The sequence below is a fragment of the Bacillus cereus group sp. MG1 genome, from assembly GCF_040460035.1.
GTDB classification, from domain to species: domain Bacteria; phylum Bacillota; class Bacilli; order Bacillales; family Bacillaceae_G; genus Bacillus_A; species Bacillus_A cereus.
In genome coordinates, this window is sequence record NZ_JARVGY010000001.1 from 2,055,189 (window position 1) to 2,069,504 (window position 14,316).

Genomic DNA, 14,316 nt, shown 5'->3' on the forward strand with positions numbered 1-14,316 from the left:
TTTAGAAAACGCTTTCTATTACATAACCATAATAACATATAGTTGTATAGATGTGTAGTTTTTATTTCTGAACTTTTTATGGATAAATCTCCTATTTCCAAACTGTTATATAAAAGGAAAATTCTCCTTTTTAAAATACAGAATACTCGAAACGAAAGACCTATTATAGCACATTGAACTTTCGTTTTATCATTCCACTTTTTCATGTTATTATTTATTTCCGAGCATATCGGGAAAAGTAAACTTAGTTAATTCAAAATAGGAGCGTTGGTACTATGCAGTGCATTGAAACAAACAACTTACAACAGTTGTTAGAACAAGTAAAACCATATACGAAAAAAGGAAAACTTGCTACTTATATCCCCGAACTAGGAAATGCAAATCCAGACGATTTAGGGATTGCCATTTTCCATAAAGAAACAGAATATATCCATGCAGGTAACTCACAAACACTATTTACTCTTCAAAGTATTTCCAAAGTAATTACACTTGCCCTTGCCCTTTTAGACCGTGGTGAAGAATATGTATTTTCTAAAGTTGGAATGGAACCAACGGGTGACCCATTTAATTCTATTATTAAGTTAGAAACGACAAGTCCGTCCAAACCCCTTAATCCAATGATAAATGCAGGAGCTTTAGCTATTACAAGCATGTTAGCAGGAAAAGATAACGAGGAAAAAATGGAACGTATTCTTCATTTTGTACGTGAAATAACAGATAATCCTACTATTAATTATTCCTCTAAAGTTGCCGATTCAGAACTAGAGACAGCTTACCTAAACCGTTCACTTTGTTATTATATGAAACAAAACGGAATTATCGATTGTGATATTGAAGAACTTATGGATTTATATACTCGTCAATGCGCAGTTGAAGTAAACTGCATCGATTTAGCACGTATCGGCTTAATTTTTGCAATGGATGGATATGATCCATATAAGAAAAAACAAATCATCCCTAAACATATTACAAAAATTTGCAAAACATTTATGGTCACATGTGGTATGTATAACGAATCTGGTGAATTTGCAATTCGTGTTGGTATTCCTGCAAAAAGTGGTGTAGCCGGTGGTATTTTTGGCTGCGTAAAAGGAGACATGGGAATCGGTATTTTCGGACCAGCTTTAGATGCAAACGGAAATAGTATTGCCGGTTTTAAAATTCTTGAACTTCTTTCTGCTCAAGAAGGTTGGAGCATTTTTTAATCGCGAGTTATCCTGCTATACTAGCAGGATTTTTTATTTCGCCAAAACCTCACTTTTGTCAGTTATCAATCCTCTTACAAAAACAGTGCTGAAAGTTTCTCTATATCATGCATATTTGTTCCCCCCTCCTGAATAATATAGTACAACCTAGCGCTATATGTGGAGGTGTGAAAGATGAAACTAATATTTCAAATGGGAAAACAACCTGTTCTTGAAAAAACAATCCTTCTTTTTATATTGAGTATTGTAGAAAGCTTGAAGTTAAAAGTTGTTTCACTCGACGAAGCTCACCGATACATATTCAATTTAGAAGTACTTGAATTATTAATGGATCGGAACATCGATGATCAAGTACTTGAACTTATTCATTTCGGGATGGGACTTGAAGACATTTATCATGTGCTTCCTGAAGAACTTGAGCATACGATTGAAGAATTAAAGTGGCTTTGCATTCAAGTATTAAGTGAGTACAGTATGCATGAAGAATCCGAACAATTAATTGAAGATATACGGTAAAAAAGCACCTATGTAGGTGCTTTTAATGTTTTTTTAAACTATTTTTATACGCCTCAATATTTACTGGTAGCTCTTCCTCTTCCAAAGTATGTTCATTTACATCTTTATGAATGAACGCACCTTTAGGTGGTTGATGATCATGCCCTTTTTTCTTATGATCAAATGCTTTCCCGCGTCCCATACAAATCCCCCTTTCTTAAAAGAAATCCGTATTAGTATGGAGAAAAGTACGTCGATATATGCAATCTCTTGCTGTATTTCCAAGGAAATACTCGAACCTTGTTTTCTACTCTCCTTACAACAACTGATCGATCCCAATAAGAATTAATAACACTCCTGCGATAACTGTCGCCCATTTCCCTAAGTATTCTGCTAAAAATCGTTTTCCTACATACGCAAAACCACTAATACAAATAAAACTAAACACCCCAGAAATAGTCGCTGTAAGCCAAAGATTTAAATTTGTTACCCCTGCATCAAATCCACCTGCAATATTATTAATAGACAACGCAACTCCTAAAACAATTGCTTCTGAGAAACTAATTGTTTTAGAACCATCAAAATCTGCTTTTTCCGGATCACGTAAAATTCCCATAAGTACATTATCATCTTTAGAACCTGCAGTATTTTTTTGGCCCAAGAAAGGCTGACATAAAATAAACACACCGATTATCCCTAAAACGATTGCTCCAATCAGATTTGCTGTAAACTCTGAAATAAATAACGCAATCCAGTTTCCAAAAAATCCAGCTAGTAAAGTAAATAAAAATCCAAAGAATGCAATGATAAAATTGTTAAACCACGAAATACGAATTTTACGAATGCCATATGCAATTCCAACACCTGCATTATCTAAATTAGAAGCGATCCCGATTAAAAAAATTGAAAATAAGCCTACCGTACTCATAAATAGTCACCCCTTTTTCTCACTTTTCAATGCATATTATGAAAATGTTGAGCAACTGTGCCTGTCTGTTTCATATACTTGTAATAAATGCTCAATATTTTTTCAACACTAAAAAAGGAGTGCCTACACTATGGCTAATGAAAACCCGAATGATCGGCTTGGCAAATTAATAAAAAAACTTTTAAAAGAACGCGCCTTATCTATGCGCCAACTAGGAATACTTACAAATATTGATCCTGCAACAGTCTCAAGAATTATTAATGGCAAACAACCGCCAAAACAAAAACATCTACAAAAATTTGCAGAATGTCTTCAAGTTCCACCCCAATTGTTATTTGATGAAATGTACCCTGATTCTCCTCACATAAATAAAGAAAAAACAGATATGTACACATCTCTTGATACCATTCAGCAAACGCTGCAATCCTCTAACTTATTCGATTTCGATTACACTACAACTCGCGTAAAACAAGAACTCGAAAATTACGAACGCTATGCCCAGACAACAGAAGGTGAAAAACGTATTCATAACAGTTTCGCAAGCAAATTAGAGCAAATTGATAGTGCAGGTCCTTTTATTGAACAATTAACAGATATGTATCAACAATTTTGCAATGAAACCATTTCAAAAGAAGAACGTGCAGTTCTTGGGAGCGCATTACTTTATTTCATTTTATCGACAGATATTATTCCCGACTATCTCTTTCCAATTGGCTATTTAGATGATGCGATCGCCGTTGAATTAGCAAAAGAGAAATTACTTGAAATAAAACGAAAGACATAGCAAAATAAAGAACTATTTCAGTTGTTTATATTCAACTCTGAAATAGTTCAATAAAAAATCGTACAAGTATACATACTCGTACGATTTTACTATACAAATCTATTTTTTCGTGTGGCACCATTCATATATAAATGCTGTTATCACTTTTGTAAATTCAATTAACTGTTCAACTTCAACTTTCTCATTTACAGAATGTGCTTCTTCTAATGTACCTGGTCCATATATAATCGCTGGAATGTGAAACTCACTAAACCAACCGCCATCAGTTACCGTTGCAGACATATCTAAAATTGCATTTTTTGATAAAATAGACTCGTGTACTGAGCTAAGTTTTTTTACAGCTGCATGTTCCCTATCTACTTCTAATGAAGGGAAAATTTCACCACGATCTACAATCATTGATTCTCCGCCCCACTTAAATTGTGGCGGATTTTCACTTAACCATGGATCGGCAGCTGCTACCTTTCCAATATACTCTTCAATTTCTTTTATTATTTGTTCATGTGTTTCGTTCGGATAGAAGTGCACTGTTATCCATAACTGGCACTCATCCGCAATAAACGCCGCATGCCTTCCCCCCTCAATAACAGCTGGATTAATTGTTGTTGTTCCAGATGGATAGCCTTCATATGTTTTCATGACTGCCCAGTGGCGCTCTAATTCTTGTAAACTTTGCACAATTTTCATCATTTTTTCAATCGCACTCGCTCCGAATAAACGTCCCCCTGCATGGATCATTTGCCTACGTGTTGCATCATGAAACGTTTGCGGGCTTTTCACAGTAATCCATCCAGTAATTACGCCGCCCTGTCCTTGCATATGTAAATCACTCGTATCCACTACGACTGCAAAATCAGCATCATAACCTCGCCTGCAGCATTGAAGCGTGCCAGCTTCTCCAACTTCTTCCCCAATTACGGATTGAAAGATTACATCTCCAGGTAATTCAATGCCAGCTTCTTGTAAAAGCTGAATAGCAAATAGTGCCCCAGCCAATCCCCCTTTCATATCTGCCGCACCACGTCCAACTAACCAACCATCTTTTATAAATGGCTCAAACGGATTCATTTCCCACGCCTCATCTGCTGTCACTTCAGCTACATCCATATGTCCATTAATAATAAGACTTTTATGTGTGTCACTTTCTATCCCTTTTTTCACCCCAACAACGTTCGGATCATTCGGATATACATCCCATTTATCAACACTAAAATTTCGTTTTCTTAAAAACTCTGCAACAAATTCTTGCGCCTCATTTGTGTTTCTCGCCGGCGGTGCTAGTGTTTCAAAACGAATTAAGGTTTTTGTAAGCTCTAGTAACTCATCTTTTCGTAAATCAATCTGTTCTAATAGCTGTGAAACTTCTTGATTCATCGCTAATTCCCCTTTGCATACATAGTATGTTTCCAGCTTTATTTTCACAAAAAAAGAGACTGTTTACAATTTTACAGTCTCCAAATTACTCAATATTATAAACTTTCTACTTTTGTTGTATTGATCTTTTCAATATGCTCTACTTTACGTACCTTATTTCTTGTCGCACGGTAAAACAGTAAACAAACAATCATAAATGGAATTCCACAATATAACGCCATTCTTTGCTCTGGGATAAAAGCCATAGCAACTATAACTGTTATATTTAATGCTAATGCCAGAAGTGGTACGAATGGATATAGCGGTGTTTTAAATTTCAAGTCCTTCACATCTCCGCCCTGCTTAACATATGCCCTTCTAGCTAATAAGTTAGATAAAGCAATAGATGCCCAAACTAATATCGCCCCAAATCCGGCAATAGAAAGTAGCCATAAATAAACTGTATCTTCCGCATAAATACCTGATAGTAATGAAAGACAGCCTACAATCGTGCTTACAATCAATGCATAAATAGGAACACCATTTTTAGATAACTTACCAAAAATCGGACTAATCATTCCTTGATTAGACATAGACCATAGCATACGAGAAGTTGCATATAATCCTGAATTCGCAACGGATAGTACTGCTGTAATAATAACGAAGTTTATAATATCAGCTGCATAAGGAATACCAATTTTATCAAATACAACTACGAATGGACTTTCTATCACTCCTGCTTGCTGCCATGGGAATAATCCTGCAAGAATGAAAATAGATAATACAAAGAACACGAGTATACGCCAAACTGTATTATTAATTGCCTTTGGGATTGTTTTTTCTGGATTTTCACTCTCACCTGCTGCAATACCGACTAGTTCTGTTCCTTGGAAAGAAAAATTAACAGCAATCATCGTAATTAAAATAGCGGATAATCCATTTGGAAACAATCCACCATAATCAGTAAAACTAGAGAACATTGGTGCTGGTTCATTTCCTTTCATATCTAGAAAACCAAACATTGCTGCCCCGCCCAAAATAATAAATGCAATGATTGTAATTACTTTAATACTTGCAAACCAAAATTCAACTTCTGCAAAACTTCTTGAAGATAATGCATTGATAGCAAAGAGAAGCACCGCAAACGCTACACACCAAATCCATGACGGTACATCAGGAAACCATCGTTTCATTAAAATACTAACTGCAATCAGTTCAATACCTATCGTAGCAGACCAGTTTAACCACGACATCCATCCGACTACATAACCCGCTGCAGGGGAAATGTGCTTCGTTGCATACGTTTGATAAGATCCTGCGTCGGGCATCGCAACAGCTAACTCTCCAAGACAGAGCATCGTTAAATACATAACAAACCCTCCAACAAGATACGCTACAATTGCTCCCCCAGGCCCAGCTTCATGAATTGTATATCCAGATCCTAAAAAAAGACCGGTACCAATAACTCCTCCAAGTGCAATCATAAATATGTGCCTGCTTTTCAATTCACGTTTTAAACCTTGGTTTTGATCCATCATATAAATCCCCCCTTTTCCCTTTGGAAACCCATTTCATGTAAGCGTTTTTAAAATCATTCATAATAAAAATGATTATTGAAAAGAGCGAAATACATAGCACTTATTAATCACTACCTGTTATTAAAAGATCATCCCTCACTGTTATTAATAACTTTTTATCAGCAATGGCTTGTCCTTCTACTACTTCTAATGATTCGATATACCCACTGATTCCTACCTTAATTTCTACTTTCTGTTTATCTATTGTTTCAATTAACGCTAATTTCTCCCACTCGTATACGTATGAACTTTCCGCAACAAATAGCTTCTCTACTTTTCCATAACAAGGACTATACACACCTTCTATAACTGTCTTCACTTTATAAATTCCTCCCTCTTATTAATTGACACCAAAACGTTGTATATCCTGTAAAAATTCATATTCTCCCCTCTAGAGATTTCGAATATTATTTATGCAAAATACGTACCAAGTCTCTGATTCATATATTAAATGAGAGTTTCACACAAAAAAGTGTGCACAACCGCAAAATTTTTCTATCATTTGAAAAGTTTTAAGAGAAAAATAGCAAAAAAATTTTGCGGTTTTATAAGAATTTTAATAAAATTATAAAAAGTCAGTCTTCATAGGGTGAAATGAGGAGAAGATAATCTATGCGTACAGAAGAAATTAATTTAAAACAGATCGTTGAAATGAATATGCTATATGAAACTTTACTCAATGAGCTCGATATCGGGATTCATATTATTAATGAGGAAAGTAAAACGATTATCTACAACCGCAAAATGATGGAAATTGAATCAATGGAACGCTCAGATGTATTATATAAAAGTCCTTTAGAAGTATTTGCATTTGAAGAAAATAAAAATAGTACTCTTATAGAGGCATTAAAATTAGGAAAAACAAACAAAAATATAAAACAAACGTATTTTAACAATAAAGGACAAGAAATTACAACGATTAACGATACTTTCCCTATAATAGAAAATGGAAAAATTAAAGGCGCTATTGAAATATCAAAAGAAATTAGTCACTTAAAGCAGACGATAAAAATGGGTCCTTCTCGAAAACAAAGCACCAAATTTACCTTTGATCACATAATTGGTGATTCTAAAGCCATTCAATCAATCATTACAGAAGGAAAAAGAGTAATTCGTACATCTTCCTCCATACTTCTAGTAGGAGAAACAGGCACTGGTAAAGAACTATTTGCACAAAGCATCCATAATGAAAGTCAGCGTTCAACAAAACCCTTTATTTCACAAAACTGTGCCGCTATACCTGATACCTTAATGGAAAGCCTACTATTTGGCACAAATCGAGGTGCCTTTACAGGAGCAATAGATAAATCAGGCTTATTCGAAGAAGCGAACGGAGGAACTTTGTTATTAGATGAGATTAATTCATTAAGTCCAGCACTTCAAGCGAAGTTACTGCGAGCTATACAAGAAAAAACAATAAGAAGAATCGGAGGCACACAAGAAAAAGAAATTGACGTTCGTATTATAGCAACTATTAATGAAGATCCTCTTGAAGCTATTACACACAATCGATTACGAGAAGACTTATATTATCGATTAAGCGTCGTTACTTTATGTCTTCCGCCTTTACGTGAACGAAAAGAAGATATTCCGGCTCTTGTTCAGCACTTTATCGAAAAATACAATATTCAATTCGGACTTAGTGTAACAGATGTAGATGTGCATGTAAGAGAGTTTTTATATGCATATGATTGGCCTGGAAACGTAAGAGAATTGGAACATATCATTGAAGGTTCAATGAATTTAGTTGAAGATGAAAACATCATTACAGCGTTTCATCTTCCCACTCGCTTTCGCGAACGAATAAAAAAAGAATTCAATATGCAACCTTTCTTAACTAATAACGATACTGATACGCCTAAAACGTTAAAGCACACAATAGAAGAAATGGAAAAAAACTACATCAATCAAATTCTAAAAGAGTATCACGGGAATATCTCACAAGCTGCAAAATTTTTAGGATTAAGTAGACAAAACTTACAATATCGAATTAAAAAACTGCATTTACACATATGAAATGAAACTTGGATGAGTGGATTGCTAGCCCTAATCAATTCGACTTTTATTGCTTGTTAATGCAGCATAAATCTGCTTTAACATACAAATAAACACTTGGTAAAATATGCTACAATAAACATATAACATACTAGAAAGGAGCGATATATATGAGTAATGATAACAAATTAAAGTTATTACAATACTTAGCCTTCTTCCCTACCATTGTATGTATGATGTTACTAATTGATATAAACGCCTATCCTTATGCAAAGCTATTAGCAACAATTAGTGGCTCCTTTGCAGCTATTATGCTTGCTGCTTTTTGGAATTTGAAGCTACGTATAAAAAACGAGAAATCTTCGTAATACAAAAAAAATCGAGCTACTTAGCCCGATTTTTTTATTTGCCATTAAAACTCAACATTCTCTAAATACAACCCACTTGCCTCAGCAAGACAATTAATTTGATTGCGCTGCTTTTCCTCTAAAATGTTTGGAATTGCTTCAGCGTCTAATTGTCCTAATCCAACTTCAATTAATGCCCCGACAATTTTTCTTACCATATTATGAAGGAAGCCGTTACCACTTACTCTAATTTGTACAAACCCTGCCTCTTCCATCACATCAAGTGTATATACTTCTCGAACCATAGATTTTTTCTTTGATTTCGCATTTGAAAAAGCAGTAAAGTCATGTGAACCAACTAAATGTTTCGCAGCTGCTTTCATGCTTTTCACATTTAATTTTTTATTCACATGCATGCTGTATTTACGCATAAATGGATTTGTATGCTCTTCATTCCAAATTTTATACAGATATGTTTTTGCTTTAGAATTGTAACGAGCATGGAAACGATCATGTACTTCTTCCACATTCGTAATGCTAATATCATTAGGTAAATATTGATTTAAATATTTTTTCACTTTATGTTCCACTAACTTCTCATCACTTTGAAAGTTAGCAACTTGATTCAAAGCATGTACACCAGCGTCTGTTCTACTACAACCAATAATTTCAATTTCTTTTCCGACCATTTCAGATATGACACTTTCGATTTTTCCTTGAATTGTATTATCGTTATTACCGAGACGTTGCCATCCTTTAAAACGTGCGCCATCGTACTGAATTGTTAATTTATAATTATGCATAATATTCTCCTTCATAGAAAATATTCCCTCATACCATGAGGGAATATTAATAAACTTTACTTTCTAACAAGCTTCACTACATTTTCTACGTGAGCTGTATGCGGGAACATATCAACTGGTTGCACATACTCCACTTCATAGCTCTTCATTAATGCTTGTACATCACGCGCTAATGAAGAAGGATTACAAGACACATACACAACTTGTTTCGGCTTCACCTTTAAAATTGTTTCCAGTAATTTATCATCGCAACCTGTACGTGGTGGATCGACAACAATTACATCTGGACGCCATCCTTCTTTTACCCATTTCGGTAACCATTGTTCAGCTTTACCTGCTTCATATTTCGTATTTGTAAATCCGTGACGCTTCGCATTTTTTCTTGCATCTGCAATCGCTTCTGGAATTACATCCATACCACGTACTTCCGCTGCATCATTTGCAAGCCAAAGACCGATTGTACCAACGCCACAATACGCATCTACAATTTTCTCATCGCCTGTTAACGCAGCGGCTTTTTTTGCTTCATTATATAAAACAACGGTTTGCTCTGGATTCAACTGGAAGAACGCACGTGCTGATAATTCAAATGATAAATCACCAAGTGTTTCTTGAATTACTTCTTTTCCAGCTAATTTAAATGTTTTGTCGCCAAAAATAACAGATGTTTTACGCCAGTTTACATTTTGCATAATTGATTTAACCGCTGGCATCTGTTTTTGTACTTCTGCAATAAATTGTTCTTTATTTGGTAATTCTTCTTTTGTTGTAATAAGTGTAACTTGTACTTCACCTGTTTGAACTGCAGTACGTGTTACAATTGTGCGTACTAAACCTTTTTGTTTTTTCTCATTGTAAATAGAAACATTTAATTTTTCTAAAATACGTCTTACAACTTTTGTCGCTTCATTCGTTGCTTTATGTTGAATCATACAGTGAGCGATATCAATTAACTGATGTGAGTTTTGTTTATATAGCCCTGTAATAACCTTTTCGTCTTTACGCCCCACTTGTAATTGACTCTTATTACGATAATGCCATGGATTTTCCATGCCAAGCGTTGGACGAATTTTCTCTTCCATACTATTTTTCATGTACTTCTCAAATGCTTGTACAACGATATCACGCTTTTGATTCAATTGTTCTTTATAATCTAAATGTTGCAGCTGACAACCGCCACACTCCTCATATACTGGACACGGTGCTTTCACACGATGCGGTGAAGCTTTACGAACTTTTTTCACTTTCGCTTCAGCGAAGCCACGCTGAATTTTCGTTGTTTCTGCAACAACTTCTTCTCCTGGTAATGCCCCTGGAATGAAAACAACTTGTCTCTTAAAATAACCAACGCCTTCTCCGTTAATCCCAAGACGTTTAATTGTCACAGGAAACGTTTGACCAACTTCCAACTTACTCTCATGTTGCTTTTGTATCATTATTACACCTCTACTCTATACTTTTCCATAAATATAACGCTGCATAACTGCAGTATGGTTCACACTCTTGTTTCAATTTTTCTAAAAATGCATCATCAGGTTTATCATCTAATTGAAATATACCTTGCACTGCACGCTGAATCCCAATGTCCGCTTTCGGGAACATATTTTTCCGTCCAAGCCCAAACATTAAAAAGTTTTGCACTGTCCATGCACCAATTCCCCTAATTGGCAACAATTGTGCTGAAATGTCTTCTTCCGTCCCATTTTCTATACTCGCTAAATTTAATGTACCACTGACAATACTTCGACCTAATCCTACTATATATTCAGCCTTTCGCTGACTAAACTTCTGCTCTCTCAATTCTTCTATTGAAATATTTGCTACTATTTCCGGAGTGGGGAAAAAGAATACACCGTTCTTCTCTGTTCCATACCGTTTCACAAATTGTTCTGTTAACACAGTAGCAAATTTCAAATTTATTTGTTGGTGAATGATACAGCGAAGCAGACAAGCAAAATAATCAAATTCTAAAATAATTGGAGTATAAGCATATGTTTCAAATAGTGGACGTAATGATGTGTTTAAAAAATGATTTTGTATATCTTGAAACGGTTCATTCCAATGAAAAATGGCTCTCATTCGTTTCATGACTTTCTCTGGATCTCCTGTCTGACTAGAAATCCAAAACTGTGGATTTTGAACAGTACCAATCCCTTGTAAGCGAACAACAACCTGTTCCTCGTCGATACAAAGCGGGATATAAATAACTTTCTCATCTAATTGAATGACGTTAAGAGGATCAAAAGATAAACGTTTTAATACTTCTTCAAAATGATACGGATACTCTAACGTAACATGCTCGCTCCACATACGTTTCCCCATCCTTTTTACACATCATTATAGCATGAGAAAACCGTAAGCATACATGCTTACGGTTGATTGCCTTTTACTAAGTCATCTAGACTTTTAAAATGATACCCTTTCTCGCGCAAATCATCAATGATTTTTGCAAGTGCTTCTGCATTATCTTTTGATATTGCATGAAGTAATAAAATAGATCCTGGATGAATCATCGTCATAACATTATTATGCGCATATTGCCATCCTCTTTGCTGATCCACTTTCCAATCCAAAAATGCAAGTGACCAAAATACATTATAATAGCCCATTTCTTTCGTAAGAGCTAACGTTCTTTCACTAAATACACCGCGCGGAGGACGTACATATTTCACTTCTTTTTGCCCAGTTACTTTTTTAATTTCTTCCGTTACACTCGTTAATTCTTCACGAAGTTTCTCATCATTTACCGCTGTAAAATCAGGATGACTCCAAGAATGGTTTCCAATAATGTGTCCTTCATCCTTCATTCTTAACAATAAATCTTTTTGTGTTTTAATGTAATGCCCCGTTACAAAGAAAGTTGCTGGTACTTTTTTCTCTTTTAATACATCTAATATTTTCCCTGTGTATCCATTCTCATATCCATTATCAAATGTTAAATAAATATCTTTTTTCTTCGTATCTCCTAAATAAAACCCGCCATTTTTTTGTAGTAAATCTGTATATAACTTTCCTGCATCTGGTACTGTTTCATTTTTAGGACGCGGGATTCCCCAGTTATGTGGAGTATTTGTATAAGCCAGTGCTGAAACTGGAACAAGTGCCATCATAATTGAAAAAATGAGACCGATATATAACCATTTATATTTCATAAATAGTCTCCTTTCCATATATAATCGTACTTGTAGTTTCTGTTGCAACGCATTCTTTCATGCTGAACATGTTTTTCTATATATACCAAAAAAATGCATCTCGAATCATTCGAGATGCATTTTTTATTTACTTAAATACTGGCTCTTTAAAGCTAGCTAATTTTTCAAGTGATGTTTTATCAACATCTGCATGTAAGCTATTACCATGAGAGTCCATCGTTACAACTGCTTTAAAACCGTCGATACGTAAATGCCACATTGCTTCTGGAATACCAAATTGTAAGAAATCAACATCTTTCACTTCTTTAATACATTCAGCATAATATTGCGCTGCACCACCGATTGCGTTTAAATATACACCGCCATGTTCTTCTAAAGCCGCTAATGTTTTCGCACCCATACCGCCTTTTCCAATGACAGCGCGAATACCGAATTTCTTCATAATATCGCCTTGGTACGGTTCTTCACGAATACTTGTCGTTGGACCTGCCGCTTTAATTTGCCAATTGTCATTGTCATCTTTCACAACAACTGGACCACAGTGGTAAATAATTTGTCCATTTAAATCTACTGGACAATCATTATCCATTAAATGCTTATGGATTGCGTCACGACCTGTATACATCATGCCATTAATTGTTACAACATCACCAACGCGAAGTTCACGAATTTGCTCTTCTGTAATTGGTGCTTCTAATACAATCTCACGTTGCTCTGTTTTTTCTTGTACTTCATGCTGAAGTGTATCTTCCCCTTCTTGATATAGCCAATCCATAATGTCTCCTGTTTCAGGATGGATTTTCACACCAAGGCGACGATATGCCCAGCAATTATACGCAACAGATACATAGAAACTAGCTGGCAAACGATTATAGACGCCAATTTTACAACCAAGTAAAGTTGTTTCTCCGCCAAATCCCATCGTACCAATGCCAAGCTTGTTCGCATTTTCTAATACGTACTCTTCAAGATGTTGTAACTCTGGTACTGGATTGACATCATCTAATGTACGGAATAATTGATTTTTTGCTAATTCATAACCTGATGTGCGGTCTCCCCCGATACCAACACCAATTACACCAGCGCTACATCCTTGCCCTTGTGCTTGATATACTGCATGAAGAAGGCATTTACGAATCCCTTCTAAATCACGGCCAGCTCGTCCAAGTCCTTCTAGTTCACACGGTAAGCTATATTGAATATTTTTATTCTCACAGCCACCACCTTTTAGGATTAAACGTGCATCAATATAATCTTTTTCCCATTGTTCAAACTTAATCACCGGCGTACCTGGTCCTAAATTATTTCCACTATTATCTCCAAAAAGAGAATCAACAGAATTGGGACGAAGTTTACCATCTTTTGTCGCCCGCTCAAGCGCATTATAGATAGCTTCCTTCAACTTTAATTGATTCACACCAACTGGTGTATAAATTTTAAACGTTGGCATCCCTGTATCTTGGCAAATCGGCGAGATGTTATCATCAGCCATTTTAATATTATTTGTAATTGTGCCAAGTGCCATCGCAGAACGAGTCCCTGCATTTTCTCGCTCTTTCGCTTGTTGAATCGCACGACGAACATCTTTCGGTAAGTTCGTTGACGTTTCAACAATTAGTTGATACATGCTTTCTTGAAGCTTTTCCATTGTTACTTCCCCCTCAATTGTGAACGCTA

The 14,316-nt window shown here is 35.5% G+C and carries 15 protein-coding genes and 1 pseudogene; 5 read left to right on the forward strand and 11 right to left on the reverse strand.

Translation table 11 applies throughout. The features are described 5' to 3' along the window. Positions 1-91: 91 nt before the first annotated feature. Positions 92-206, reverse strand: a pseudogene (locus QCI79_RS10655) (transcriptional regulator). 69 nt (positions 207-275) lie between these two features. Here QCI79_RS10655 and glsA point away from each other — a divergent pair. Both glsA and QCI79_RS10665 read left to right on the forward strand, forming a co-directional pair. Then, positions 276-1,205: a glutaminase A gene (glsA, locus tag QCI79_RS10660; protein WP_001149850.1), complete on the forward strand. Its 930-nt coding sequence runs from the start codon at positions 276-278 to the stop codon at positions 1,203-1,205. Positions 1,206-1,379: 174 nt separating this feature from the next. Then, positions 1,380-1,721: a DUF3969 family protein gene (locus QCI79_RS10665; RefSeq protein ID WP_000766604.1), complete on the forward strand. Its 342-nt coding sequence runs from the start codon at positions 1,380-1,382 to the stop codon at positions 1,719-1,721. A gap of 22 nt (positions 1,722-1,743) precedes the next feature. On the opposite strand, the gene QCI79_RS10670 is transcribed toward QCI79_RS10665, so the two are convergent. Beyond that, positions 1,744-1,902: a hypothetical protein gene (locus tag QCI79_RS10670; protein ID WP_000532409.1), complete on the reverse strand. Its 159-nt coding sequence runs from the start codon at positions 1,900-1,902 to the stop codon at positions 1,744-1,746. A gap of 114 nt (positions 1,903-2,016) precedes the next feature. Continuing rightward, positions 2,017-2,628: a sporulation membrane protein YtaF gene (gene ytaF / locus QCI79_RS10675; RefSeq protein ID WP_000108728.1), complete on the reverse strand. Its 612-nt coding sequence runs from the start codon at positions 2,626-2,628 to the stop codon at positions 2,017-2,019. A gap of 130 nt (positions 2,629-2,758) precedes the next feature. Between ytaF and QCI79_RS10680 the strand changes: the two genes are divergently transcribed. After that, on the forward strand, positions 2,759-3,412 hold the full coding sequence (locus tag QCI79_RS10680) for a DUF1232 domain-containing protein (RefSeq protein ID WP_001262775.1): 654 nt from the start codon (positions 2,759-2,761) through the stop codon (positions 3,410-3,412). A 99-nt stretch (positions 3,413-3,511) separates the two neighbouring features. Here QCI79_RS10680 and QCI79_RS10685 read toward each other — a convergent pair whose 3' ends face one another. The 3 genes from QCI79_RS10685 to QCI79_RS10695 form a co-directional block, all read right to left on the reverse strand. Further along, positions 3,512-4,786, reverse strand: coding sequence for an acetylornithine deacetylase (locus QCI79_RS10685; RefSeq protein ID WP_001071197.1), 1,275 nt, complete (start codon positions 4,784-4,786; stop codon positions 3,512-3,514). A gap of 95 nt (positions 4,787-4,881) precedes the next feature. Next, entirely contained in the window at positions 4,882-6,303 is a 1,422-nt protein-coding gene (locus tag QCI79_RS10690; protein WP_000969238.1) for an amino acid permease, read from the reverse strand. A gap of 103 nt (positions 6,304-6,406) precedes the next feature. Further along, positions 6,407-6,661, reverse strand: a complete 255-nt coding sequence (locus QCI79_RS10695) for a biotin/lipoyl-containing protein (RefSeq protein WP_000859483.1) — start codon at positions 6,659-6,661, stop codon at positions 6,407-6,409. A 293-nt stretch (positions 6,662-6,954) separates the two neighbouring features. On the opposite strand from QCI79_RS10695, the gene QCI79_RS10700 reads away from it, so the two are divergent. Both QCI79_RS10700 and QCI79_RS10705 read left to right on the forward strand, forming a co-directional pair. Continuing rightward, positions 6,955-8,358 (forward strand): sigma-54 interaction domain-containing protein, encoded by a 1,404-nt coding sequence (locus tag QCI79_RS10700; protein ID WP_001258455.1) that lies wholly within the window; start codon positions 6,955-6,957, stop codon positions 8,356-8,358. A gap of 149 nt (positions 8,359-8,507) precedes the next feature. Further along, on the forward strand, positions 8,508-8,705 hold the full coding sequence (locus QCI79_RS10705) for a hypothetical protein (RefSeq protein WP_000063913.1): 198 nt from the start codon (positions 8,508-8,510) through the stop codon (positions 8,703-8,705). Between the two features lie 44 nt (positions 8,706-8,749). Here the strand turns inward: QCI79_RS10705 and truA are convergent, their stop codons facing one another. The 5 genes from truA to fumA all read right to left on the reverse strand — a co-directional run bounded on the left by truA (position 8,750) and on the right by fumA (position 14,287). Continuing rightward, a complete protein-coding gene (gene truA / locus QCI79_RS10710) occupies positions 8,750-9,487 on the reverse strand; it encodes a tRNA pseudouridine(38-40) synthase TruA (protein ID WP_000553118.1) in 738 nt (245 codons plus the stop codon). Positions 9,488-9,543: 56 nt separating this feature from the next. Next, complete coding sequence (rlmD, locus tag QCI79_RS10715; RefSeq protein ID WP_000615200.1) at positions 9,544-10,923, reverse strand: 23S rRNA (uracil(1939)-C(5))-methyltransferase RlmD; 1,380 nt, start codon at positions 10,921-10,923, stop codon at positions 9,544-9,546. Positions 10,924-10,933: 10 nt separating this feature from the next. Continuing rightward, the gene (locus QCI79_RS10720) at positions 10,934-11,797 is read right to left on the reverse strand and encodes a DNA-3-methyladenine glycosylase family protein (protein WP_000269421.1); all 864 of its coding nucleotides are present in this window, start codon (positions 11,795-11,797) and stop codon (positions 10,934-10,936) included. A gap of 59 nt (positions 11,798-11,856) precedes the next feature. After that, positions 11,857-12,639: a delta-lactam-biosynthetic de-N-acetylase gene (gene pdaA / locus QCI79_RS10725; RefSeq protein ID WP_000875956.1), complete on the reverse strand. Its 783-nt coding sequence runs from the start codon at positions 12,637-12,639 to the stop codon at positions 11,857-11,859. A 127-nt stretch (positions 12,640-12,766) separates the two neighbouring features. Beyond that, positions 12,767-14,287, reverse strand: coding sequence for a class I fumarate hydratase (gene fumA / locus QCI79_RS10730; protein WP_000413520.1), 1,521 nt, complete (start codon positions 14,285-14,287; stop codon positions 12,767-12,769). Positions 14,288-14,316 lie beyond the last annotated feature (29 nt).